The organism is Gluconobacter sp., from assembly GCF_047723935.1.
Taxonomy (GTDB): Bacteria; Pseudomonadota; Alphaproteobacteria; order Acetobacterales; family Acetobacteraceae; genus Gluconobacter.
Genome location: NZ_JBDOBO010000010.1, coordinates 43,980 through 66,377 on the forward strand (window position 1 = coordinate 43,980; position 22,398 = coordinate 66,377).

24 protein-coding genes and 1 tRNA gene are annotated in these 22,398 nt (G+C 55.5%); 20 read left to right on the top strand and 5 right to left on the bottom strand.

Features of this window, described 5'->3' with window-relative positions; translation table 11 throughout:
* Positions 1 to 53: 53 nt before the first annotated feature.
* The 6 genes from ABF979_RS06425 (at position 54) to ABF979_RS06450 (ending at position 7,105) form a co-directional block, all read left to right on the top strand.
* Positions 54 to 536, top strand: a complete 483-nt coding sequence (locus ABF979_RS06425; protein ID WP_046902047.1) for an Lrp/AsnC family transcriptional regulator — start codon at positions 54 to 56, stop codon at positions 534 to 536.
* Entirely contained in the window at positions 536 to 1,657 is a 1,122-nt protein-coding gene (locus ABF979_RS06430; protein WP_415558605.1) for a glycosyltransferase family 2 protein, read from the top strand. The genes ABF979_RS06425 and ABF979_RS06430 overlap by 1 nt, the downstream gene beginning before the upstream one ends.
* A gap of 1 nt (position 1,658) precedes the next feature.
* The gene (locus ABF979_RS06435; RefSeq protein WP_415558607.1) at positions 1,659 to 3,056 is read left to right on the top strand and encodes an ArnT family glycosyltransferase; all 1,398 of its coding nucleotides are present in this window, start codon (positions 1,659 to 1,661) and stop codon (positions 3,054 to 3,056) included.
* Positions 3,057 to 3,105: 49 nt separating this feature from the next.
* A complete protein-coding gene (locus ABF979_RS06440; protein ID WP_415558608.1) occupies positions 3,106 to 4,026 on the top strand; it encodes a flagellar motor protein MotB in 921 nt (306 codons plus the stop codon).
* Between the two features lie 26 nt (positions 4,027 to 4,052).
* Positions 4,053 to 4,919 (top strand): flagellar motor stator protein MotA, encoded by an 867-nt coding sequence (gene motA, locus ABF979_RS06445; RefSeq protein WP_415558610.1) that lies wholly within the window; start codon positions 4,053 to 4,055, stop codon positions 4,917 to 4,919.
* 68 nt (positions 4,920 to 4,987) lie between these two features.
* Positions 4,988 to 7,105 carry a prolyl oligopeptidase family serine peptidase gene (locus tag ABF979_RS06450; protein ID WP_415558612.1) on the top strand — a complete coding sequence of 706 codons (2,118 nt, stop codon included), beginning with the start codon at positions 4,988 to 4,990 and terminating at the stop codon, positions 7,103 to 7,105.
* A 133-nt stretch (positions 7,106 to 7,238) separates the two neighbouring features.
* Here the strand turns inward: ABF979_RS06450 and rpsU are convergent, their stop codons facing one another.
* Entirely contained in the window at positions 7,239 to 7,442 is a 204-nt protein-coding gene (gene rpsU, locus ABF979_RS06455; RefSeq protein ID WP_007283570.1) for a 30S ribosomal protein S21, read from the bottom strand.
* 189 nt (positions 7,443 to 7,631) lie between these two features.
* Between rpsU and def the strand changes: the two genes are divergently transcribed.
* Genes def through ABF979_RS06475 form a run of 4 tightly spaced genes read left to right on the top strand, consistent with a single transcriptional unit; the run spans position 7,632 to position 10,669 of the window.
* Positions 7,632 to 8,144 carry a peptide deformylase gene (gene def / locus ABF979_RS06460; protein ID WP_202207319.1) on the top strand — a complete coding sequence of 171 codons (513 nt, stop codon included), beginning with the start codon at positions 7,632 to 7,634 and terminating at the stop codon, positions 8,142 to 8,144.
* 2 nt (positions 8,145 to 8,146) lie between these two features.
* On the top strand, positions 8,147 to 8,629 hold the full coding sequence (locus tag ABF979_RS06465) for a MarR family winged helix-turn-helix transcriptional regulator (protein WP_237389955.1): 483 nt from the start codon (positions 8,147 to 8,149) through the stop codon (positions 8,627 to 8,629).
* On the top strand, positions 8,626 to 9,324 hold the full coding sequence (locus tag ABF979_RS06470) for a response regulator (RefSeq protein ID WP_202207321.1): 699 nt from the start codon (positions 8,626 to 8,628) through the stop codon (positions 9,322 to 9,324). The genes ABF979_RS06465 and ABF979_RS06470 overlap by 4 nt, the downstream gene beginning before the upstream one ends.
* Positions 9,302 to 10,669 carry an ATP-binding protein gene (locus ABF979_RS06475; protein ID WP_415558614.1) on the top strand — a complete coding sequence of 456 codons (1,368 nt, stop codon included), beginning with the start codon at positions 9,302 to 9,304 and terminating at the stop codon, positions 10,667 to 10,669. Before ABF979_RS06470 ends, ABF979_RS06475 begins: the two co-directional genes overlap by 23 nt.
* A gap of 8 nt (positions 10,670 to 10,677) precedes the next feature.
* On the opposite strand, the gene ABF979_RS06480 is transcribed toward ABF979_RS06475, so the two are convergent.
* Positions 10,678 to 11,250, bottom strand: coding sequence for an outer membrane protein assembly factor BamE (locus ABF979_RS06480; protein WP_215750824.1), 573 nt, complete (start codon positions 11,248 to 11,250; stop codon positions 10,678 to 10,680).
* Between the two features lie 108 nt (positions 11,251 to 11,358).
* On the opposite strand from ABF979_RS06480, the gene ABF979_RS06485 reads away from it, so the two are divergent.
* The 7 genes from ABF979_RS06485 to ABF979_RS06515 all read left to right on the top strand — a co-directional run bounded on the left by ABF979_RS06485 (position 11,359) and on the right by ABF979_RS06515 (position 15,784).
* Complete coding sequence (locus ABF979_RS06485) at positions 11,359 to 11,940, top strand: YceD family protein (protein ID WP_046901403.1); 582 nt, start codon at positions 11,359 to 11,361, stop codon at positions 11,938 to 11,940.
* 154 nt (positions 11,941 to 12,094) lie between these two features.
* Positions 12,095 to 12,298: a 50S ribosomal protein L32 gene (gene rpmF, locus ABF979_RS06490; protein WP_046901404.1), complete on the top strand. Its 204-nt coding sequence runs from the start codon at positions 12,095 to 12,097 to the stop codon at positions 12,296 to 12,298.
* Positions 12,299 to 12,361: 63 nt separating this feature from the next.
* Entirely contained in the window at positions 12,362 to 13,471 is a 1,110-nt protein-coding gene (plsX, locus tag ABF979_RS06495) for a phosphate acyltransferase PlsX (RefSeq protein ID WP_415558616.1), read from the top strand.
* 8 nt (positions 13,472 to 13,479) lie between these two features.
* The gene (locus ABF979_RS06500) at positions 13,480 to 14,448 is read left to right on the top strand and encodes a beta-ketoacyl-ACP synthase III (RefSeq protein WP_202207324.1); all 969 of its coding nucleotides are present in this window, start codon (positions 13,480 to 13,482) and stop codon (positions 14,446 to 14,448) included.
* 72 nt (positions 14,449 to 14,520) lie between these two features.
* Complete coding sequence (locus ABF979_RS06505) at positions 14,521 to 14,844, top strand: integration host factor subunit alpha (protein ID WP_064273136.1); 324 nt, start codon at positions 14,521 to 14,523, stop codon at positions 14,842 to 14,844.
* Positions 14,798 to 15,646: a MerR family transcriptional regulator gene (locus ABF979_RS06510; RefSeq protein WP_415558619.1), complete on the top strand. Its 849-nt coding sequence runs from the start codon at positions 14,798 to 14,800 to the stop codon at positions 15,644 to 15,646. Before ABF979_RS06505 ends, ABF979_RS06510 begins: the two co-directional genes overlap by 47 nt.
* Positions 15,647 to 15,707: 61 nt before the next feature.
* Positions 15,708 to 15,784 (top strand) — tRNA-Pro (locus tag ABF979_RS06515).
* A gap of 49 nt (positions 15,785 to 15,833) precedes the next feature.
* On the opposite strand, the gene ABF979_RS06520 is transcribed toward ABF979_RS06515, so the two are convergent.
* The 3 genes from ABF979_RS06520 to ABF979_RS06530 form a co-directional block, all read right to left on the bottom strand.
* Positions 15,834 to 16,940: an AI-2E family transporter gene (locus ABF979_RS06520; RefSeq protein ID WP_415558621.1), complete on the bottom strand. Its 1,107-nt coding sequence runs from the start codon at positions 16,938 to 16,940 to the stop codon at positions 15,834 to 15,836.
* Positions 16,941 to 17,029: 89 nt separating this feature from the next.
* Positions 17,030 to 17,461, bottom strand: coding sequence for a DUF3574 domain-containing protein (locus tag ABF979_RS06525; protein ID WP_415558623.1), 432 nt, complete (start codon positions 17,459 to 17,461; stop codon positions 17,030 to 17,032).
* The gene (locus tag ABF979_RS06530; protein WP_415558625.1) at positions 17,458 to 18,096 is read right to left on the bottom strand and encodes an NUDIX hydrolase; all 639 of its coding nucleotides are present in this window, start codon (positions 18,094 to 18,096) and stop codon (positions 17,458 to 17,460) included. The genes ABF979_RS06525 and ABF979_RS06530 overlap by 4 nt, the downstream gene beginning before the upstream one ends.
* A 268-nt stretch (positions 18,097 to 18,364) precedes the next feature.
* On the opposite strand from ABF979_RS06530, the gene ABF979_RS06535 reads away from it, so the two are divergent.
* The 3 genes from ABF979_RS06535 to fusA form a co-directional block, all read left to right on the top strand.
* Complete coding sequence (locus ABF979_RS06535; RefSeq protein ID WP_415558626.1) at positions 18,365 to 20,167, top strand: ABCB family ABC transporter ATP-binding protein/permease; 1,803 nt, start codon at positions 18,365 to 18,367, stop codon at positions 20,165 to 20,167.
* Positions 20,168 to 20,263: 96 nt separating this feature from the next.
* Complete coding sequence (gene rpmB, locus ABF979_RS06540; protein WP_007282133.1) at positions 20,264 to 20,566, top strand: 50S ribosomal protein L28; 303 nt, start codon at positions 20,264 to 20,266, stop codon at positions 20,564 to 20,566.
* A gap of 166 nt (positions 20,567 to 20,732) precedes the next feature.
* The coding region (gene fusA / locus ABF979_RS06545) for an elongation factor G (RefSeq protein ID WP_415558628.1) at positions 20,733 to 22,398 on the top strand (1,666 nt) is incomplete at its 3' end.

Sequence of the window (22,398 nt, forward strand, 5' to 3'; positions counted from 1 at the left end):
ACGCATGTGCCATCTTTGCGGACGCTGCCACCTGCCATATACGTCAGATTCAAATGAACGCTTCTTTCTCTTCCATCCCCGTTGAACTGGATGCCATTGACCGGCAGATCATCGCCGAGCTTCAGGCAGACGGTCGTATGACCAATGTGGAGCTGGCCAAACGCGCCGGTATTTCCGCTCCCCCCTGTCTGAGGCGTGTCAGGCGTCTGGAAGAACTTGGCATCATCAAAGGGTATCATGCAGAAGTTGACGCAGCCCTGCTTGGCTGGTCGCTCAATTTTTATGCCCTCATCGGTCTCGATAGCCAGAAGGGAAGTGTTCTGGAGGCATTTGAGGCGCAGGTGGGTGCCTGGCCCGAAACACGCGAATGTCACATGATCCGTGGCGGAGGAGATTTCCTCGTCCGTCTCGTCGCTCGTGATGCTGCCCACCAGAACATTCTGACCCGCCGTCTGACAGACAGTGTCCACGTTGTGCGGGTGCAGACACTCCAGACCATTCATACCAGTCGTGATCTGGCTGGAGTTCCTATCTGATGGCAGAAGCATCCCCAACGGTTAGCGCTGGGATGTTTTTGCCTGCCCGGATCAGCATTGTTGTTCCCTGCTATAATGAGGCAGAGAATGTTGTTTCCCTTGTCGCGGCTCTGGATGCAGCTCTTGAAGGAGAACGTTGGGAAGTCATTTTTGTTGATGACAACTCCCCGGACGGAACTGCCGAGCGCGTTTCGAAAGTTGCGAACAATGATCCTCGTGTAAGGGTCATCAAAAGGGTAGGACGTCGGGGTCTCTCATCCGCTGTTATCGAGGGTTTTCTGTCGTCCAGCGCACCGTATGTTGCGGTCATGGATGGGGACCTTCAACACGACGAGACTGTTCTGCCCAAAATGCTGGCAGATCTTGATGCCGGCTCCGATATTGTTGTCGCCAGCCGCCACGTAGAAGGCGGAGACAACGCCGGGCTGGCAGGTTATTGGCGGCATCTCCTGTCAGACACCGGCATTCGTGCCGCTCAGTCGGTTTTGCCGCACCGCCTGACTGATCCGATGAGCGGGTTCTTTGCCATGCGGCGAGAGCTTTTTCAGGCTGTTCTTCCAAAACTTTCCGGAACCGGCTTCAAGATCCTGCTGGATCTGGCGATGTCTGCGCCAAAATCCGTGAAGATTACGGAAGTTCCCTTTGTTTTCCGTCCGCGTCTTGCGGGAGAAAGCAAGCTGGATGTCGTTGTTCTTCTCCAGTTCGCAATGATGATTCTGGATAAAGTCACGCATGGCTGGCTGCCATCCCGTTTTCTGGCATTTGCGCTGGTCGGACTTGTTGGCGTGGTCGTGAATGTTGCCGTGATGCAGATTGCCCGACTGGGAGGAATGGATTTTTCTCAGTCTCAACTGGTTGGAACGGCCGTTGCCATCCTGACAAATTTCCTGCTCAACAACCGTCTGACCTATCATGACCGCCGCCTGAAGGGTGCGAAGATGTGGGTGGGATTAATTATTTTCTTCGCCGTCTGTTCTCTCGGGGCGGCCGCTAATATCGGGGTGGCCCGTATGGTGCTGCACGATGTTGGCCATGGGCACTGGGACCGTGCGTCTGCCGCTGGGGCCGTGATCGGTGTCGTCTGGAATTATGCTGTGTCTTCCACTCTCATCTGGCGCTGACGTGACTGATAATTTCAAGAAGCAGGCCAGCCTGTTCTGGGCGCTTCTTGTTGCTCTGACTGTGACGCGCCTCGGATTGGCAGCATTTTTGCCGCTCACACCTGACGAGGCTTACTATTGGGTGTGGTCCCGCCATCTTCAGGGTGGCTATTTCGACCATCCTTTCATGGTGGCTCTCTGGATCAGAATTGGAACATGGCTTGCTGGTGACACGCCTCTGGGGGTGCGTCTGCTTGGGCCGCTTTCCGTTCTTCCGGGAAGCTGGGCGCTGTACCATGCGGCCAAGCTGCTGCTCCCGTCCCGCCCTTGGCCGTTATCGGGCTTTCAGGCCGTTCTTCTCCTGAATGCAACGCTGATGCTCGGACTTGGATCGGCGACCATGACGCCGGATACACCGCTAGTATTTTTTGTTTCGGTGTCTCTTTTTGCACTTGGGAAAGCCGTTTCGTCGTCGAGGAGCAGAACAACAGGCTGGTGGCTGTTAACGGGTGTTTTGCTCGGTCTCGCCTTCGATTCAAAATATACTGCTGTTCTGATCGGTTTAGCCCTTGGGGTTGCAGTTCTCACGACGTCGAGGCTCAGGAAACAAGCTGGTCCATGGCTGGCAATTCCGCTTCTGAGCATCACGACAGCCCCAGTCCTTCTCTGGAATGCATCCCATCATTGGGTCAGCCTGCTGAAACAGGGTGGACGAGCAGGCGACTGGCATCTGGCTCGTGCATTCCAGTTTCTGTTGGAGCTTCTCGGAGGTCAGATTGGTCTGGCGACACCCCTTGTTTTCGGGCTCTTTGCTCTGGGTGGCTGGGCGTGCATCAAACGGAACAGGCTTCTGGCATGGCTAAGCCTTCTGCCTCTCGCTGTGTTTGTCACGCATGCTCTGGGCGATCGGGTGCAGGCAAACTGGCCGGCTGTTGTTTATCCCGTCCTGGCTTTGGCTGCGATAGAAGCAGGTCGGAGTGTTCGGTGGCCGGTCATCAGCGGAATAGCCTTGACCGTGCTGGTTTATGGGCAGGCCGTTTTCTCTCCGTTGCCGTTTCCCGCCGCTAAAGATCCGATCCAGCGACAGACGGCTGGATGGACCGATTTCAGTCAAAAACTTGTCGCTCGTGCTCAGGAGACGGGAGCATCTGCTTTCGTGGCTGAAGAGTACGGTCTCGCATCTCAACTCGCTTTGACACAGAACAGCCTTCCAGTTCTGGGATCAGATCCAAGGTGGAGCCTGTTTTCTTTTCCGTCTGCTGAGGTGCCGCTCGGTTTAAAAATTGAAGAGCTTCACCGCATTCCCGCAGTGCTGGATCAGGACACGCTGTGTCGCCAGAGCCATGGCCATAATGTGCGGTGTTACCGCGTTGACGTTGTGAAAATGCCGTCTGGTGTGCAGTTGCCAGGGCGGACTTAAAGCTCTCCTTAACCTTTGGTTGCCATACTGAGCTCTCTCAGGAGGCAGCATGTCGAAAGCAAATGGCAAGGACGAGCGCAGGATCATCATCAAGCGTTTTGAAGTTGTAGAAGGTGGCCATCACGGCGGGAGCTGGAAGATTGCCTACGCTGACTTCGTGACGGCCATGATGGCGTTCTTTCTGGTCATGTGGCTCATCAATGCCACAACAGAAGAGCAACGTAAGGGCATCGCTAACTTCTTTAATCCGATAGCAGTTCAGCAGGATGCACCACCCAAACTGAGCGTCATGCCCGATCTTTCTCCCGTTGCGTCCTCTGATCGCCCTATGGCGGTCAAGCCCGGTCAGGCCGCGGGGCCAAATCCAGATGACGGTCCATCAGGACAGAATCATCTTCCCCAAAAAGATGCGGAAAAGCACAGCGCACAGATTGTAGTTCTGCGCGAGGGGCAGATCGAGCCAGGAGAACCTGTATCCGGCCAAGGGGCATTCCCCCACAAGCCGGCCTTCCAGAGTGCCGCCGATCAGATCAGTAGAGCCCTGAATGCCCCGTCACAACTGGCAGACGTGCGCGATCAGGTCTCCGTTAAGGTTGGTGATGACGGGTTGCATGTGGAGATTGCAGATTCCGAGCATCAACCAATGTTCTCGCTGGGCTCTGCCACTCCAACGCCGCGTGCCCTTCAACTCCTGAAGCTAGTCGCTCCTTATCTTGAAAAGCTCCCCGGACACCTCTCCATTGCCGGATACACGGATGCGGCGCCTTACAAAGCCGGTTTGCCATCCAACTGGAGCCTGTCCAGCAGCCGCGCGGTTGCGGCGAGGGATGTTCTTGTTCAGGCGGGCTTTCCAGACCGGCGACTGCAAACCGTTAGCGGCTATGCCGATAGAAACCTTTTTGATCATGCCAATCCGCTGAGTCCACGGAACAGACGCGTCGTTCTGGTTCTGTCTCCCGATCAACCATAATCAAGTCGCCACTCAGGAAATATTGAATGTTTATTCTTATCGGCCTTGGTGTCGTTCTGGCCTGCGTGTTTGGCTCCTTCGTGGCATCAGGCGGCGCCATAGGTCCATTGCTTACATCCATGCCCTTTGAGCTCCTGACGATCCTGGGGGCCGCAATCGGCACATTTGTCATGGCCAACTCAATTTCCGCTGTGAAACACCTTCCGGCAGGCTTGAAGAAAGCCATGAAAGGCTCGCAGTACGGTCGACAGGATTATCTTGAACTTTTGGGACTGCTATTCCACGTCACCAAGCTGGCAGCCAGCAAGGGGATGATGGCTATTGAGAGCCATATTGAAGATCCCCAAGGCAGTACAATCTTCGGGGCGTTCCCGAAGATTCGCGATAACGGACAGGTCTGTTCCTTCATCTGCGATTACCTGCGTATGGCGGGCATGAATGCGACAGATCCGTTCCAGATGGACGACGTGATGGGACGGGAGCTTAAAAAGAACCTGCGGGAGGAGATGCATCTTCCTCACGCACTGCAATCTGTTTCCGATGCTCTTCCAGCTCTCGGAATTGTTGCTGCCGTTCTCGGCGTGATCAAGACTATGGCATCCATCAGCAAGCCTCCTATCGTGTTGGGCGAGATGATTGCTGGTGCGCTTGTCGGAACGTTCCTCGGTATTCTGCTGGCATATGGCATTGTTGCCCCGATTGCAGGCCGTCTCGGTGGCGTTGTGGAAGAAGAGGCGTCTTATCTTGATCTGGTTCGTTCCGTCATTGTCGCGCACCTGCAAGGGAATGCGCCCCAGGTCAGTGTAGAAATCGGCCGCAAAAGCATTCCCTGTGACCTCATGCCGACCTTCCAAGAGGTGGAAGAGGCTGTCAGTGCCGTTGCCGTGGGGTGAGGTTGTTTTCCCGTGGGTGATCTTTACGATGCCGTCATCACTATGAATGACGGCCGAAAGGATCAGGCATGCGTCCCTCCGCACTGCGGGCTCTCTGTCTCTTACTTCCTCTTTTTCCTTTTGCGTCGGTACAGGCTGCTACGGCCACTCCCTCAAGGGCTCAGCTTGAGCAGGTCGATGGCGGAGTAGCTCTTCACTGGGTGAAGGCTGAAAATAAAAAAACACAGGACGCTCTGGCTTCTGACCCTAGATACAAGCCGCTTTATGATCGGATCCTGTCGGCTCAGCAGTCACCGGATCGTCTCGCTGTTCCCACGCAAATGGCGGGAGAGATCTGGAATTTCTGGCAGGACAAAGTTCATGCCCGCGGGGTCTGGAGAAGTACTTCAGAAGCTGATTTCAAAAGCGGACATCCGCTATGGAAGACGCGCTTTGACTTGGATGAGCTCTCTCGGTCTGAACATGCCAACTGGGTGATGGAAGGGCTGAACTGTCTGGAACCAGCAGACCGGATCTGCCTTCTGGGTCTATCCAATGCGGGCGAAGACGCGCACGAACTACGAGAATACGACACGACCACCAATCAGTTTGTGCAGAACGGTTTCCGGCTGCCAAACGGAAAGCAGGCGGTCGCATGGCTCGATAAGGATACAGTTCTGGTCTCTCGAGACTGGGGTACGACCGATGCCGGTCTGACAACGTCAGGGTATCCATATGTTGTCCGTGCCCTGAAGCGCGGGCAGAGCCTGTCTCAGGCTCAGGAAGTGTTCCGTGGAACTGGTCAGGACATGGAAGTCGTTCCCACTGTCCTGCGGGACGGGCAGGGGCATCAGGTCGTCCTGATCGACCGGCACAAGGATTTTTTCCATAGCGAAGTTGAACGCCTGGATCCGGGAACGCTTAAAACGAGCCAGCTTCCCATGCCGGAAAAATATGACGGTCTGAGCTATCAGGATGGGCAGTTGGTCTTCCATCTGCTTCAGGACTGGTCAACGGCGAAGGGGACTATTCCCGCGGACAGTGTTGTAGCGGTAGATCCAGATCATCCTCAGGCCCCCGAGATCATTGTCACTCCGACCCAGCGGCAGACAATCGGGGATGGAATGGATGGCGCTATCGCGGCAACCAAGGATGGTCTGATCGTTGTTATGTATGACAATGTTCAGCCCGTACTGATGCTCTATCGCCGGGCCTCGAACGGCCATTGGTCTGGGCGGAGCATTGAGCTGCCCAAGAACATGGCCGCCAGTATTGTCTCTTCTGATCCCCACAGCTCAGAAGCGTATCTCCAGCTCGAAGGCTTCATTCAGCCGCCGCAGATCTGGAGCGTCAACACAGCCAAGCAGAACACACAGCTTCTCTATAGCCAGCCCGAGCTGTTTGATTCGTCCAAGCTCACTGTCGAGCAGCTTTTTGCGCCCAGTAAAGACGGAACGCAGGTCCCGTACTTTGTCGTGCATGCGAAAGACTGGACGAAGAATGGTGCCAACCCCACGCTCATGACCGCCTATGGTGGCTTTGGCCTCTCTTACCTGCCTGTCTATCATCCAGACCTTGGGATCACGTGGTTCGAGCGTGGTGGGGTTTACGTGATGGCAAACATCCGGGGTGGCGGAGAGTTCGGCCCAGCCTGGCATGAAGCTGCGCGTCACGCAGGGCGCCAGTATGCCTATGATGACTTTGCATCAGTAGCCCGAGACCTGTTTTCCAGAAACATTACATCGGCCAAGCGTCTGGGTATTCGTGGGCGATCTAATGGTGGCTTGCTGATGGGGGTAGAATTCACACAGCATCCGGAGCTGTGGAACGCGACCATCATTGGTGTGCCGTTGCTCGATATGCTGAATTATGAGCACATGGCGGCGGGCGCCTCATGGGCGGCTGAATACGGAAGTGTGTCTACATCCGAGGGAAAAGCGTTCTGGAATAAGACCTCACCGCTTCAGGCCTTAAAGCCAGATGTAAGCTATCCAACACCATTCATTTTCACTTCAACCCGAGATGATCGTGTTGGCCCTGTGCATGCCCGCCTGTTTGCGGCGCGCCTTCAGGAGCTTCACGTACCCTTCTTCTATTATGAAGATACGGAAGGTGGCCACGCCGGGACTGTCAATGCCGCTGAAGTAGCGCATGAGCGGGCTCTTGAGGCGATTTATCTGAGCCGTAGGTTGATGGATCCACGCTGAAAGGGGGATGCCTGCTTCCTTGCCGTAAAAGGTGAGGAGGCAACTCCCAGAATTTTGGTGTGTAAGGCAATAAAAAAAGCCGCGCCCCCAAGGGCTGCGGCTTTTCTCGTCCGTTCAGATAACGGGAAGGACTTTAGAAGCCTTCACGCTCCAGACGCTTGCGCTCCATCTTGCGGGCACGACGAACAGCTTCTGCTGCTTCGCGGGCGCGACGCTCAGAGGGCTTCTCGAAGTGGCGACGCAGCTTCATCTCACGAAACACGCCTTCGCGCTGCATCTTCTTCTTGAGCGCCTTTAGCGCCTGGTCAACATTATTGTCACGAACGAGTACCTGCACGGTGCCGTCAACTCCTTCTGGGCCCGCCTTTAGCGTCACCCGTGATATGGCAATCCAATTGGGATGGAGCCCTTAACACACTCTTTTGGAGATGTGCAATTCATTCGATGGTGCTTGTGCTGATTTTTATCCATGCGCAATCTGCGGCGGATTTATGCGTTAACGTTCTGCAACTGATCGAGGAAGCTCATGGCTCTGCTCAAGATTGCCCGTATGGGCCACCCTGTCCTGCACCAGGTCGCAGAACCTGTTTCTGACCCAACATCCCCGGAAATCCGCCATTTGATCAAAGACATGCTCGACACAATGGTCGATGCGAATGGTGCCGGGTTGGCTGCTCCGCAGGTTCATCACCCCCTGCGTCTTTTCGTTTATCGTGTGCCGGCGAACCGGGTTTCGGACCCTGAACAGGCCATGTTGCCGCGTGTTTTGATCAATCCGGAAATTACACCTCTTGGTGAGGAGATGATGATTTGCGGTGAAGGCTGCCTCTCGATTCCGGGGCTGAGGGGTGATGTCATCCGTCATGCCAAGGTCCATTATCGTGGTGTGGATGAGAATGGAGACGTGGTCGAAGGCGAGGCGGTGGGTTTTCATGCCAATGTTCTTCAACATGAGAACGATCATCTGGATGGCATCCTGTACCCGCAGCGCATCGAGGATTTCAGTCGCTTCGGGTATGTTGAGGAAATAGTCCGGTGACAATGCGCCTTCCGGACGGACCACCTTCTGCGACTGCCCATCTTTACCTCCGTGAAGAACAGATCCGTCAGTCCTACGAAGCGCTCATGCTTGCGTGGCGCAGTCTCAATTCCGAGTGTGAGACGTTGCTGCGAGAGAATGGGCTGGGCTCGGCGCATCACAGAATTCTTTTTCTGGTTGCGGCTCATCCCGGGATCACTCCCAGCGCTCTGCTTGCCAGCCTCGGGATTACAAAGCAGTCCCTGGGCCGTGCCTTGGGAGACCTACGTGATCGAAACTTTCTGGTGCAGGAAGAAGACCGTCATGATCGGCGCAAGCGTCCGCTCAAACTCACGCCGGAGGGGGAGGCGATTGAGCGACAGCTTTTTCAGCTGATCCGTGAAGTCATGACGAAGGCTTACAGGGAGGCAGGAGTAACGGCGGTTGAGGGGTTCAAGCGCGTTCTTTCGCCTCTTCAGATTGCGCCGGGAGGAGGGTTTCGATGAGTGACGAGCATATTCTCGTTGTCGATGATGACTCGCGCCTGCTCAGGCTCTTGCAGCGCTATCTCGCCGAAAATGGTTATCGGGTCACAACGGCACAGGATGCCCGTCAGGCCCGTGAGGTTTTGCAACTGATCCAGCCTGATGCCATCGTTCTGGACGTCACCATGCCGGGCGAAGATGGTGTTTCCTTAACACGGGCGCTCAGGGCTGAGGGTCTGTCGTTGCCGATTCTTCTGCTGACGGCGCGGGGAGAGCCTGCGGATCGGATCGACGGGTTGGAATCCGGTGCTGATGATTATCTTGGGAAGCCGTTTGAGCCGCGGGAGCTGTTGCTTCGCCTGCGGGCACATCTACGAAGGATTACGCCCGCCGTATCTACGGTTTCCGAAGTGCCCTCCGTTCTGCGGCTTGGAGTGCTGGAATTTGATGTGCCGCGTGGCCTCCTCACTGGCCCGGATGGCCCTGTTCATCTGACGGGAGGAGAGGCTGCCCTGCTGGGAGTGCTGACCTCCCGCCCTGGTGTCGTCATGTCACGTGAGGAAATCGCCAAGGCGCTCGACATGGATGAGATTGGCGAGCGTGCTGTAGACGTGCAGGTAACGCGTCTCAGGCGGCGCATTGAAGTTGACCCCAAGGAGCCACGTTTTCTCCATACGGTTCGCGGGAAGGGTTATGTTCTCAAACCCGGGATCTGAAGATCGCTGGGGGCGACTGGATCGCCCGCTGCGACGTGTTCTGCCGCGCTCTTTGCTGGGACGATCCATGTTGATCGTTCTGACGCCACTACTCGTCACGCAGGCAATCGCCCTGATCCTGTTTTACGGGACATATCTGAATGTCGTCTCCCGTCGCCTTTCTGATGGCATCACGGGGGAGGTATCGCTCGTCATGTCGATGCTGGAGCGTACCCCCGAGCAGGATCGACGCGAGGCTCTTCTCCGGGATGCTTCAGCTAGAACTCAGCTTGCATTCGTTTTCCATCCGAAGGCGACTTTAAGTCGTGAAGGAACGAATCACGTCCTCGGTCCGATTGATGATGATTTTGAGCGTGCTCTGCATCAGGGGCTGGGGCGACCTTTCTTTGTAGACTGGTCTGCCGTTCCGGAAACCGTCAGAGTCTCTATAGCATTGCCTGACGGTGTGCTGGACGTTCTGACGCCTCATAAGAGGCTCAGTATCGGCCCGATCTGGATGTTCGTTGCGTGGGCATTCAGCAGTTCGGCACTTCTTTTCATTATTGCAGCACTGTTCATGCGCAATCAGGTGCGTGCCATCCGTCGGCTTGCTCAGGCTGCGGAGCTTTTCGGATTGGGGCGCGACGAGGGCGCTATCCGCCCGCAAGGCGCGCGTGAGGTGCGTCAGGCTGCTATTGCGTTCAACCGCATGCAGGATCGCGTTAATCGGTTTGTCGCGCAAAGGACGGCGGTCCTGGCGGGGGTTTCCCATGATCTGCGGACCCCCTTAACGCGATTGCGCCTTAGTATGGCAATGCTTCCGACGAAGGGGCGCATCCAGGCGGAAGATATTCAGCCCGATATTCAGGATATGGTCACTGATATCGAAGATATGGAGCGGCTGATCGGCAGCTACCTGTCTTTTGCGCGTGGAGAGGGATCTGAACGCCCTGTTCCAACGGATTTACGATCCCTTATTGACGAGGTCGCTGTGGCTGCAAAACGTGCAGGCGGTCAGGTTCTGGGGGTCGAAGGGCGTGAAGGGATTGAAATACCCGTACGCCCGGATGCGCTGAAGCGCGCGCTCACCAATCTGGCAGACAATGCCCGACGGCATGGGGGTGCCATGCGAATTTCGCTCTGGGAAGGGGAGCGAAGAGTCGAGATTACTGTGGAAGACAATGGCCCCGGCATTCCGCCTGATCAGCGAGAGACAATTCTGCACTCAGCGCGATCAGGAAGTAATGGGGGAAGCGGTCTGGGGCTGACGATTGTCCGCGACATCATTCATGCCCATGGAGGCACGATTAGATTGCTCGAAAGCCCGCTTGGCGGACTGGGCATTCTGCTCAGCCTGCCAAAATAAGCGGAAGATCAGGGAAGGGTATTACCCGCACCACCATTGCCAGTGCCCTGGTTGCCCAGTGGGCCTTGGCTGCCACCAAACGTGCTGCTCATGTTGCTCATTGGGTTGTAGCGGCCAACGTTACCCAACAGCTCCTGAATGACCGACGTCTTGGTGCCCGGTGTTGGGGTTGTGGCGCCCACCATGCCGACGCGGATGGAATCCTTGCGGTTCAGGGTGTCCATCTTTCGCAGCACGCCAGAATTGTCGAAATTCAGAACTACAACCTGCTGCTTGTCCACGGTTGGAAAACCGAGCGGCGTCGGAGACGTGATCATGGACACGTATATCCATGTGTTGTCGTCAAAGGTTGCGTGTGCGGTCGGGGAGCCGAGGCTGTCGAGCACATCAGACCGTGTGCTGGTGCCTGGCACCAGCTGGGCATAGTCGGTCTTCTCGATAAGCGAACCGCGCGGCTCGGGAATCGGGCTGAATACCGAGCATCCTCCCAGAAGGAGCGGAGCACAGGCCAAGCCGGTGAGGCCAAGGCGTTGCACAAGACGTGTTCTGCTTTTAGCCGTCAGAAAAGATGCGTTATTCATGGAACCGGAAACTATCCTGTGCAAGAGAACCGCTCAACCCTGCGGGTGCCTTAAACGATACCTGCCTGTCAACGATTTCCCCTATGTAACCGGGGATGGAGTGCTCAAATGTCTCATTCTCCCGAATTTTCACGTCGTATCCCCCTGAGTCGGGTCGGGGCAGGAACAGAAGAAACCGTGACGGCAACCCCGCAGGAGCGTGAAGCCCTGGCGCGGCGGTTTGGTATTCCGGCAGTGCATCATCTTGAGTGTCGCTTCGTTCTGACCCCTGAAAGCAAGACCGAAATTCTTGCTCAGGGCCGTCTGAGCGCAAAGGTGACACAGGAATGCGTCATCACGGCAGAAAAATTTGACGATGTGCTCGCCGAGACCTTTGTTCTGCGGTTCATTCCGGAATCCCAGATGCCGGAAGATGAATTCGACATCGATTCCATTAATCTGGATGCCCCTGACGACGTTCCGCATGATGGCAGGGCGCTGGACATTGGCGAAGCCGCTGCCGAACAACTGGCCCTGATGCTGGACCCATATCCCCGTCTTCCGGGTGCCGGTCTGGAAAATGCTGTTGACGTGGCCCCTGCGGAAGGGGAAGAAGGGGACGATCAGTCCGAGGACCTGCCTGAGTCAGAGCGCCGCCCAAACCCATTTGCAGCGCTCGTGGGTCTGAAGAACGGGGATAAAAAAGAATAAAATCCCTCGCTTTAGCTTGCGGGTTTGCGTTTGCTCTGCTAGAGCCGCCCGCCTGAACTCGGCGTAAATACGAGACGACGAACAACGGGGCACCGGATGCCGCTGGGAGCGGAGCAAGGGTGCCGACACAGAAGCAGAAAGAGGCATAAAAGCCATGGCCGTCCCTAAAAGAAAGACCTCGCCGTCCCGTGCTGGCATGCGTCGCAGCCACCATGCCCTGCAGGCTGAAGCGCATGCAGAATGCGCGAACTGCGGCGAACTGAAGCGCCCGCACCATGTTTGCAGCCATTGCGGTCATTACGATGGTCGTGAAGTTGTTGCAGCAGGCAAGAGCCTGAAGACGGCCGTCCGCGCCTGATCTCTTCTGCGGATGCTCTGATGGGGTATCCGCATCTGCGATGCTGTCCGGGAAACTGTCTTAATGTCTAAAGCGCCTGTCACGCCTGTTCGTGACACCGCGGCCCTAGGGCCTTATGCCCTTGCCGTCGACGCAATGGGGGGAGACAGGGCACCGGATATCGTCCTCGCTGGTCTCGAACTGGCGGCTGATCGGCATCCGACAGCCAGACTGCTCCTGATCGGAGATGAGACGGTTTTGAAACCGGCTCTGGCACGATATCCCAAAGCTGCCCGCATCTGTGACATCCGTCACGCTCCAGCCAGTATTCCAATGGAAATGAAGCCAACCGCAGCTCTGCGCGTTCGTGGCTCTTCCATGCGTATGGCTATGGAGGCTGTATCCTCTGGCGAGGCCTGTGGCGTCGTCTCTGCTGGAAACAGCGGAGCGATGCTGGCCTTGGCCAAGATTATCGTCAAAGCGCTTCCTGGAATTTCCCGCCCTGCGATGGTTGCTGTGCAGCCTTCTGCGCGCGGTGACACGGTTATGCTGGATCTGGGCGCTAACATCGCGTGTGACGCCCGAAATCTGGTAGAATTCGCCGTTATGGGCGAGGCTTTTGCTCAGGCCGCGCTGGGTTTGCCGAAGCCTACAGTCGGGCTCCTGAATGTCGGATCAGAAGACCTTAAGGGTGACGAAAGGTTGCGTCAGGCCGCTGAACGTCTGCGTGAAAGCGCTCTGGCGGAGCAGTTTCATGGCTTTGTTGAAGGCCATGACATTACCGCTGGGACGACGGATGTGGTTGTCACGGATGGCTTCACGGGAAATGTTGCTTTGAAGACAGGCGAGGGGGCTTTGAAGCTTGCTTTCGGCCTGCTGAAGCGTGTTTTCGAAACCAACCTTCTGACCCGTATCGGCTATTTGCTGGTCCGCCCCGGCCTGGAGCGGATGCGGGAATGGATTGACCCCCGGCGTTACAATGGCGCTGTTTTTGTCGGGTTGAATGGCGTTGTTGTGAAATCCCATGGTGGCGCAGATGGTGAAGCTTTTGCCGCAGCCGTCGATATCGCAATGGATGCCGTAACCCATAACCTGAACGACAAGATCCGTGCCCGTCTGGATCAGCTCGGTATGCTGGGAGCTGATGTGGCTTCTGCTGCTACCAGCACGGTCGCCCAAGAACCTGTGAGCTGAGAAACTTTATGTCCGGTCCCCTTCGTGCCCGCCTGACAGGCGTGGGTGGCTATCTGCCACGTACGATTGTCACGAATGATGATCTCGCTCAGAAGATCGAAACATCTGACGAATGGATCCGGACGCGCACTGGCATTACGCAGCGTCATATTGTTTCAGGTGATGAAACCACAGCATCCATGGCCGCCGAAGCCGCGCGCCAGGCTCTTGAACAGGCCGGTGTAAGTGCTGATGAAGTTGATGCCATTCTTGTGGCGACCTCGACGCCTGATCAGGTTTTCCCCGCAGTAGCAACGCAGGTGCAGGCCCTTCTTGGAATAACCAGAGGGTTCGGCTTCGACATCAGTGCCGCATGTTCGGGTTTTGTCTACGCCTTGGCCTCGGCAAATTCGTTCATTCAATCAGGGTTGGCAAAAAAGGTTCTCGTAATTGGAAGCGAGGTCTTTTCCCGATTGCTGGATTGGAATGACCGCACAACCTGCGTTCTGTTCGGAGACGGTGCTGGCGCTGTACTTCTGGAAGCCGGAGCTGAAGAAGGTGAGGGTGTTCTCTCTACCCATCTTCATTCTGACGGTCGATCTGGGGACATTCTTTACGTTGACGGGGCAGTAGGCTGCGCAGGCACGACTCAACATCTTAAAATGCTTGGGCGAGAAGTGTTTCGTCATGCGGTTGTTAAGCTTTCCCAGGCTGTTGATGAAGCGTTGGAAGCCAATAACCTGACGGGTCAGGATATTCAGTGGCTTGTACCGCATCAGGCCAATCTCCGTATTATTGACGGTATGGCCAAAAAGCTGGCTCTTCCTGCCGATCGTGTCGTGGTGACAGTGGACCGTCACGCTAATACGTCTGCGGCCTCCATCCCGTTGGCTCTGAATGAAGCTGTCAGAGACGGTCGTATCCAGAAGGGCGATCTTGTTCTGATGGAAGCGCTGGGTGGCGGTTTGACCTGGGGTTCTGCGCTCGTTCGCATGTGATGCGGCGCATCGTCTTTCAAGGTTAACGATTGATTCCTTTGACTGTTCTGAACGTCATGATACGCATGTGTCATGAGTACAGTCACGCGCGCGAATCTTGTCGAGCACATCTATAGCCGTGTTGGGCTGTCCCGGCACGATTCCTCTATGATTCTGGAAAGTGTATTGGAGAAAATTTCCTCCACACTTGAAGCAGGTGAATCCGTGAAGCTGAGCGGCTTCGGGACCTTCTCTGTTCGCCAGAAGGGAGAACGCATCGGGCGAAATCCCAAGACCGGGGTCGAGGTTCCAATCTTGCCTCGCGCTGTCTTGGTGTTTCGGTCTTCGCAGCTTCTGCGGGACCAGATGAATGGCGTGGAAAGCCATGCTGACGATGTGGACGACGCAGATGATTGATACCAGCTCGATTAATAGTGCTGATCTCTCCGACGATAATCTGGCTGATTCTGGCGCTGGGAAAATCAAAAAGGGCCCAGACGCTTACAGAACTATCAGCGAGGTTGCGGAGGAACTCCATATTCCGCAGCATCGGCTGCGTTCGTGGGAAACTCTCTATCCGGGTGTGAAGCCATTTCGTGGGGAGAGTGGGCGTCGTTATTACAGCCCTGAACACGTCGAGACGCTTCGTCTTATTTCCGATCTTCTCTACGTACAGGGCTATAAGGGGCAAGGCGTTCTGCGAGTTTTAAGAGAAGAAAAAGCTCGGAAATCTCTAGAAAATCGCACTGTTTCTCCTAACGCAGAGGAGAATATTGCGAGTGTTCATGCAGCGCCCGCACCAGTTGCGGATCCAGTTTTAGGAGACGCTGCGGATGATATTATCTTTCCCGAAGCCCCGGCGGTGCCAGAAATCTCTGGTGCTCCTGAACTGAGAGAAGAGAGTGTCGCCGTTAGTGAGACGTCAGTGCTTCACGACGAAGAAGACGCATCGCTTTCAGAGTATCGCGAAGCGCTTGAACGTGAAGAAAAGGCTGACCGGGTGCTTGACGAGTGCCTGACAGGAAGGACATTCGCCGAAGCCGAAGCCGAAGCGCCTTTCTCAATTTATGACACAGAAGAAGTGCTGGCTCTTCAGGATGCGAATCAGCATCTTGCTGCGTCTGTCAGGCATCTGGATGCAGAAAACGAATTTCTGCGTTCTGAAATGAAGGAAATTCTGGAAGAACTTCAGATTTTGAGAAGTCTTCTTCCTGTATAAGGCAGATGCCCCATTGCGGTGATGAGTTTACGCTGCTAAACCACCGCCACCGCAGGACGAACGGGCAGTAGCGCAGCCTGGTAGCGCACCAGTCTGGGGGACTGGGGGTCGTGGGTTCGAATCCCGCCTGCCCGACCAGTCCTGCGGTAATTTCCTGAAAAAAATGATGTTTTTGTAAAAGGCCTTTTCAGGCCTTTGTCTTATCTGTGCGCTCTTCTGTCCAGAGCGTCCACAGCAGGTGCAGTGCGGCCATAATTGCTGGTCCAAGGAATAAGCCGAGAAGGCCCCATGTTTCTGCTCCGCCTAGAATGCCGAGCAGAACCCAGAGGAATGGCATCTTGGTGCTGCCGCCAATTAAAACGGGGCGGACAAAGTGGTCAGCTACAAAAATCACGACTGAACCCAAGGCCATCACCACGATTGCGCCGATCATACTGCTTTTGGCCAAGAGCAGGAGTGCGACCAATCCGACGGTTGGCCATGCAAGAAATGGTATCATTGCGGCAACAGCCGTGAGCATGGCAAAGAGCAACGGCTGTGGAGCGCCTGTCAGCATATAGGCAACTCCCATGATCGCACCTTCTCCTAGGCCAACCAGAACCAGCCCTGCGAGAGTTCCGTGAACGGATGAGATCATCTGCTTGGCGAGGCTTTCTCCTTGCTCACCAAACAGCCGATGTGAGCCGACAAGCCCCTTGCGGATAACGTAATCACCATCCTTTAGCAGGAAGAAGAGCGTTAACAGGGAGAAGGCGAAAAGTGTGCCCCGACGCGCGACCTGCGACCCAACCTGCTTTGTCATTTGCATGCCATGTGCGACATCGACTGAGTGGAGCAGATGTGACAGCCGTTGCGGGCTGGTCATGTGGTTTTGCCACCAGGTGGTTGCCTGCGTAGCGACGAACGGAAGGTGAGGAACCCACTCAGGCATCGGGATGCCGTTATTGCGTACGTCCTCAATCCACTCCAATGCGCTTCTGATCTCGTCGGCAAGTTTGACGCCAACAAGTGAAACGGGGACCAGAAAGATCAGAGCAACAACTAGCGTGAAGCTCATAGGCAGCCAGTCATTACGACCAAATCGACGCTCAGCACGCTGATAAAGCGGCCACAGGGAAATTGCGAATACACATCCCCATAACAAAGCCGGAAGAAAATTTTTCAGTGTGTAGAGACCGATAGCCACGAAAAAGAGTGCCAGAAACCCACGCGCCCGCCGCTGTATGGTTCCGGTGGAATCCGAGGCTTCCACCGGAATGACTTCAGGGGAACGAGGAGGAAATTGATCGGTCATGGGGGTCCTGAAAATAGTGGCCGGAAATTATGGCTGACGCGCTATCCGTTCGGGCACTGGCGAAGTGTTTGCACCATGCCCGTAGGTTCTCAGTTGAACAGCGAGCATCCGGACTGGATGGTGAGGCCCACAGCCTGTTGGGAGAACTGTTGCCGGTAAGCGGCCTGAATTGCACGGAGATTGTGCTGAAGGTTCTTGTCGGGAGGTGTCACAACCCAGAGAATTCTGGACGGTTCCCTGCCAACCACATGGGTCACAGTATTCATCCATTGCCCATCAGCCTTAAAAACTGTCAGACCGCTCGGGAAATAGGGGGTAATTTCGGATGTAACAAATGTCTGCCACTCATCATCCGTTATGGGCAGTCCGCCTGGGCGCATCTGCCCGAACATCATTCTGATCTGCAATGTATCCTGAGCACGCATTTCGCGGCAGAGGTCGGGCGTGACACTCACCGGGACGACGCAGCCTCCCAAAAGGGGAAGCGAGAGGAACAGCGCAGTGAGACCGAGGTTTTTCATGAGTGTGTTTGTGCCAGTGCATTTTTAAGGATGGTACATTCGCTGGGAGTGAACAGACCCCGCCGGATAAACAGATCGATCAGAACAAGATTGACGTTGAACTTGAAGTCATCGGTGTCCCGAACGAGAGAGAATGCATCCGTTAGTGGTATCAGATGAAAGCTCTCAACTTCACCATCTTCTGCTACCGGGACAAAATCTTCTGGCAGGATCAGGTCGTAGCAGTGAAGAACATCTCTTCTAAGCCCTTCAGGGCGGTCCATGGCGTAGTGCAGTCGGCTGACGGGCACGGCGCGGCGGGATAGCTCTTCCGGGATGCCAGCCTCTTCCTGAGCTTCCTTGATAACGGTCATCTGTGGGTTAAGCCCGGCACTCATGCCGCCAGCGACCAGATGGTCCAGTTTCCCAGGATCAAGACGCTTGGACATACTCCGACGGGCGATCCATAGCATTGTGCCTGTGGAATGCTCCACGAGGCCATTCATATGAATGCCTTCTGCCGCTACTCCCAGAACCGGAATGGCACCCCGGTCAACACGCCCAATGACATGGCCTTGCTCGTTGCGAACGTCGAAGGGCTCATCATGCGAAGCATACACGCCCTGTTTGGCAAGAGTCTGGGAGAGGGGAAACAAATCCTCTCCTGAGGCAACGCCGAACGTTTCCTGTGTTTTCAATCCCAAAGATTCAAGCTGGAGGGACGTTTCGGGGGAAATCCATCCAATCTGCTCGTCAGCACAAAAAAACGGGAGCCGTCCGCCGGGAAGGCGTGCGCTGTTGCAGGCCTTTATATGTCGGAGGAACGGATCAAGATTCGGGAATGGGGACTTTTCTAGCACAATCGAAAGTTTCGCATGCGCGCGAGCGATTGCAAAGCGGAGCCTCTCTTTCTCATAGTCTGGCATGTCAAAGAAACACGATTCGAAATCGGAAAGCCTGTCTCTCAAAGAACTCTGGAAAAAAATCCGCCCTGAAAACCCTGGCCTTACGGCGTTCTGGGTCGGGGTGGCGATGGTTCTGCTTCTTGTAGAAAGCGGGACGACAGTTGCGACCCCCTGGCTATTCAGTCGGATGGTGTCGGCGTTGTCAGAGCATCAGGTGCTGCTGGCTGTCCCGTTCTGGTTAATTGGCCAATACGCGATCATCCGGGTCGTTGCAGGACTGTCGACGCCGCTCCGTGAAATGCTGATTGCGCCTATTGAAGCTGATCTGCAGAGGCGTGTTGCACTGGTGGGGTTGGAGCATCTTCACGCCCTGAGCGTCCGGTTTCACCTTGATCGGCAGACGGGGGCTCTGACGAGGACACTGGATCGTGGCTCGGATGCGATTGGCACATTGCTCAGTCTTGTCCTCTTCAACGTTCTGCCAAACACCATCGAACTGATGATGACGCTTTTCGTTGTGTTTCGGATCTTTGACTGGCGGTATGTCGTAGTGGCTGTCGGCGGGATCGGGGTCTATGCGGCTGTGTCTTACGTTTTTACACGTATGAGAATGACAGCTCGGCGTGCGCGGAATACAGCGAACAGTCAGGCGCAGTATCAACTTGTTGATAGTATGCTAAATTTCGAAACAGTTCGCAGTTTTGCCAACAGTCATCAGGAAATTCTCCGCTACGACCGGTCGCGCGTCGCTCTGAAGAACGCTGAAATTCGTTTGAAACGATTGGTCGGCCTTTCCCAGATGGCGCGAAGCCTGCTGATTGCGGGGGCAACCGCGGTCATATTGTTGCTGGCAGCTCATGACATCGTGCAGCACAGGATTGGTGTCGCACAGTTCGTTCTGATCGGTAGCTACCTTCGAGGGCTCTATAGTTCTGTAGGAGCGCTGAATTACGTCAGTGCGGGCTGGAGAAATGCCCGGGTAGATCTTGAAAACTACCTCGAACTCCTTGGTACGCACTCAGAAATCGTTGAGGCGAAAAATCCAGCACCCTTGCCCGTCAAGCTTGCGACAGGTGGTCCTGCTGCGATCAGGTTCGAGCATGTTTCCTTCAGTTACGATCCCTCCCGCGAAATCCTGCATGATATTAATTTGGATATTCCGGCGGGGACATCTCTGGCAATCGTTGGGCATACGGGCTCGGGAAAATCAACGATCGGGCGTCTGTTGACCCGCGCTTATGATCCGACATCGGGCTCTATCTTTATTGACAAGAAAAACCTGCGGGATGTGGCGCTGGAAGATCTGCAACGAGTGATTGGAACCGTCCCGCAGGACACAGTTTTGTTCAACGCAGGGATTGGCGAAAATATTGCCTATGGAGATCCGTCTGCTCCTGAATCTGCGGTCGAACTCGCAGCCACCCGTGCGCAAATCCACGACTTTATTAATGAGCTGCCAGAAAAATATGACACAGTCGTTGGAGAGCGGGGACTGAAACTCTCAGGAGGCGAAAAACAGCGCGTCGCAATTGCTCGTGTGCTTCTCAAGGACCCACGCATTCTGCTTCTTGATGAGGCGACGAGCGCGCTTGATACGTGGACGGAAGCCGCGATACAGCAGGAGTTGCGTGCGCTTTCTCTTTCCCGGACAACAGTGATCGTCGCGCATCGTCTGTCCACAGTGCAGGACGCTGATCAGATTGTTGTGCTGGATGCAGGCAGGGTAGTCGAACGCGGAACGCACACGGAATTGCTTCAAAAAGACGGTTATTATGCAAGAATGTGGTCGGTTCAGGCAGGAGAAGCGGTCATGAGGGCTTGACGAAAGCCCTCTCGTTCGCGATAAGCCGCGCCTGATTTACGGAACGCGCCGGGCCTCCGCTGTCCTGCGTCATCCAGCATCGAGGAAAGTGCTACCATGTCTCGCCGTTGCCAGGTCACGGGCAAGGGCGTGCTGACGGGCAATAACGTCAGCCACGCCAATAACAAGTCCCGCCGTCGTTTTCTCCCGAATCTGCAGGAGACCACGATGATCTCCGATATTCTTGGTTCGTCAGTGCGCATGCGCCTGTCCACCAATGGTATCCGTACGATCGAGCATAATGGTGGGCTGGATTCGTTCCTGCTGGGAACGCCAAACCGCAAGCTTCCTGAAGAAGCTCAGGTCATCAAGCGTCGTATCCTGCGCGTTCAGGAACGCAAGGCTGCACAGACCGCCTGAGAAATCTTCCCGGCTGATGTCGGGTCATAAAGATTACTCTTGAAAACCATGGCGGTCTGGGTCATTCAGCCGCCACTGGGACAAATCAGGTTCGGCTTTAACGAGCCGCAGCGGAGGTGTTTCAGTCCAGACTGAAACACCTTTTATTGTTTTTTGGAGGTTCTCCGTGTCCGAAAGCGTTCAGGAAGCCAAATCGGCTCTCTCGAAGATTCGCAATATCGGTATTACCGCGCATATCGATGCCGGTAAGACCACCACGACCGAGCGTATCCTGTATTACACGGGTGTCTCTCACAAGATCGGTGAGGTCCACGAAGGCAACACCACCACCGACTACATGGCGCAGGAGCGTGAGCGTGGCATCACGATCACCTCGGCTGCCGTGACGTGTGAGTGGAACGACCACCGCATCAACATCATCGACACCCCGGGCCACATTGACTTCAACATTGAAGTGAACCGTTCGCTCCGCGTGCTCGATGGCGCCATCTTCGTCATCGAAGGTGTTGCTGGTGTGCAGCCGCAGTCCGAGACCAACTGGCGTCTTGCTGACCGCTACAACGTGCCGCGCATCATCTTCATCAACAAGCTCGACCGTACGGGTGCAGACTTCTACTACGCTTTCAGCACGCTGAAAGAGAAGCTGGACATCGTTGCAGTTCCGCTGCAGCTGCCGATCGGCGCTGAAGAAAATTTCGTTGGTGTTGTCGATCTGGTCGAGATGCGTGCCATCGTGTGGGAAGGCGGCGAACTCGGCGCCAAGTTCCACTACGAAGAGATCCCGGCTGACCTGAAGGAAAAGGCTGAGGAAGCTCGCCAGACCCTGCTTGACACCGCTCTTGCCGTTGATAACGACGCCATGGAAGAGTACTTCGAGAAGGGCGATGTTGACATCGCCACGCTGAAGAAGTGCATCAAGAAGGGTGCAATCTCCGGCGAATTCCGTCCTGTCATGTGCGGTACGGCGTTCAAGAACAAGGGCGTTCAGCCTCTGCTCGATGCCGTCATCGACTATCTTCCGGCTCCGGACGAAGTTGAAGGCATCCGTATTGCTCCGCCGGAAGGCGAAGAGGTTGACGAAGACTTCCTGCCGATCGTTCCTGTCGATCCGGATGGCAAGTTTGCTGGCCTGGCCTTCAAGATCATCTCCGACAAGTACGGCACGCTGACCTTCGTTCGCGTCTATCGCGGCGTGCTGAACGCTGGCGATACAATCCTGAACACGACCAAGGGTCACAAGGAACGCGTTGGCCGCATGTTCCAGATGCATGCTGACAAGCGTCAGGAAGTGAAGTCCGTTGGTGCGGGTGACATTGCTGCGTTCGTTGGTCTGAAGGACACGGTCACGGGTGATACGCTGGCTGATGCCGCTGATCCGGTGGTTCTGGAGCGTATGCAGTTCCCGGTTCCGGTTATCGACATCTCTGTCGAGCCGAAGACCAAGGACGGCGTCGAGAAGATGACGCTGGCACTGCAGAAGCTGACGGCTGAAGATCCGTCCCTGCACCTCAAGACCGATCAGGAAACGGGTCAGACCATCCTGTCGGGCATGGGTGAGCTTCACCTGGACATCATTGTTGACCGTCTGCGTCGTGAATACGGCGTTGATGCCAACATCGGTGCACCTCAGGTTGCTTATCGTGAGACGATCACGAAGCCGCACGTTGAGACCTACACCCACAAGAAGCAGTCGGGTGGTTCGGGTCAGTACGCTGAAGTCAAGATTGAGTTCGCTCCGTCTGACAAGCCGGACGAGATCATCTTCACCAACAAGGTCGTTGGCGGTACGGTTCCGAAGGAATACATCCCGGCTGTCGAAAAGGGCATCCGCA

Excerpts from the sequence above, each read along its gene's own strand:
- motA (WP_415558610.1), top strand. The coding sequence starts at position 4,053 with ATGTTTATTCTTATCGGCCTTGGTGTCGTTCTGGCCTGCGTGTTTGGC.
- ABF979_RS06505 (WP_064273136.1), top strand. The coding sequence starts at position 14,521 with ATGAGTACAGTCACGCGCGCGAATCTTGTCGAGCACATCTATAGCCGT.
- ABF979_RS06475 (WP_415558614.1), top strand. The coding sequence starts at position 9,302 with ATGTTCTCAAACCCGGGATCTGAAGATCGCTGGGGGCGACTGGATCGC.
- ABF979_RS06510 (WP_415558619.1), top strand. The coding sequence starts at position 14,798 with ATGGCGTGGAAAGCCATGCTGACGATGTGGACGACGCAGATGATTGAT.
- ABF979_RS06480 (WP_215750824.1), bottom strand. The coding sequence starts at position 11,250 with ATGAATAACGCATCTTTTCTGACGGCTAAAAGCAGAACACGTCTTGTG.
- ABF979_RS06485 (WP_046901403.1), top strand. The coding sequence starts at position 11,359 with ATGTCTCATTCTCCCGAATTTTCACGTCGTATCCCCCTGAGTCGGGTC.
- ABF979_RS06430 (WP_415558605.1), top strand. The coding sequence starts at position 536 with ATGGCAGAAGCATCCCCAACGGTTAGCGCTGGGATGTTTTTGCCTGCC.
- plsX (WP_415558616.1), top strand. The coding sequence starts at position 12,362 with ATGTCTAAAGCGCCTGTCACGCCTGTTCGTGACACCGCGGCCCTAGGG.
- ABF979_RS06520 (WP_415558621.1), bottom strand. The coding sequence starts at position 16,940 with ATGACCGATCAATTTCCTCCTCGTTCCCCTGAAGTCATTCCGGTGGAA.
- rpmB (WP_007282133.1), top strand. The coding sequence starts at position 20,264 with ATGTCTCGCCGTTGCCAGGTCACGGGCAAGGGCGTGCTGACGGGCAAT.
- ABF979_RS06525 (WP_415558623.1), bottom strand. The coding sequence starts at position 17,461 with ATGAAAAACCTCGGTCTCACTGCGCTGTTCCTCTCGCTTCCCCTTTTG.
- ABF979_RS06470 (WP_202207321.1), top strand. The coding sequence starts at position 8,626 with ATGAGTGACGAGCATATTCTCGTTGTCGATGATGACTCGCGCCTGCTC.
- ABF979_RS06425 (WP_046902047.1), top strand. The coding sequence starts at position 54 with ATGAACGCTTCTTTCTCTTCCATCCCCGTTGAACTGGATGCCATTGAC.
- ABF979_RS06465 (WP_237389955.1), top strand. The coding sequence starts at position 8,147 with ATGCGCCTTCCGGACGGACCACCTTCTGCGACTGCCCATCTTTACCTC.
- ABF979_RS06450 (WP_415558612.1), top strand. The coding sequence starts at position 4,988 with ATGCGTCCCTCCGCACTGCGGGCTCTCTGTCTCTTACTTCCTCTTTTT.
- rpmF (WP_046901404.1), top strand. The coding sequence starts at position 12,095 with ATGGCCGTCCCTAAAAGAAAGACCTCGCCGTCCCGTGCTGGCATGCGT.
- ABF979_RS06500 (WP_202207324.1), top strand. The coding sequence starts at position 13,480 with ATGTCCGGTCCCCTTCGTGCCCGCCTGACAGGCGTGGGTGGCTATCTG.
- ABF979_RS06440 (WP_415558608.1), top strand. The coding sequence starts at position 3,106 with ATGTCGAAAGCAAATGGCAAGGACGAGCGCAGGATCATCATCAAGCGT.
- ABF979_RS06535 (WP_415558626.1), top strand. The coding sequence starts at position 18,365 with ATGTCAAAGAAACACGATTCGAAATCGGAAAGCCTGTCTCTCAAAGAA.
- def (WP_202207319.1), top strand. The coding sequence starts at position 7,632 with ATGGCTCTGCTCAAGATTGCCCGTATGGGCCACCCTGTCCTGCACCAG.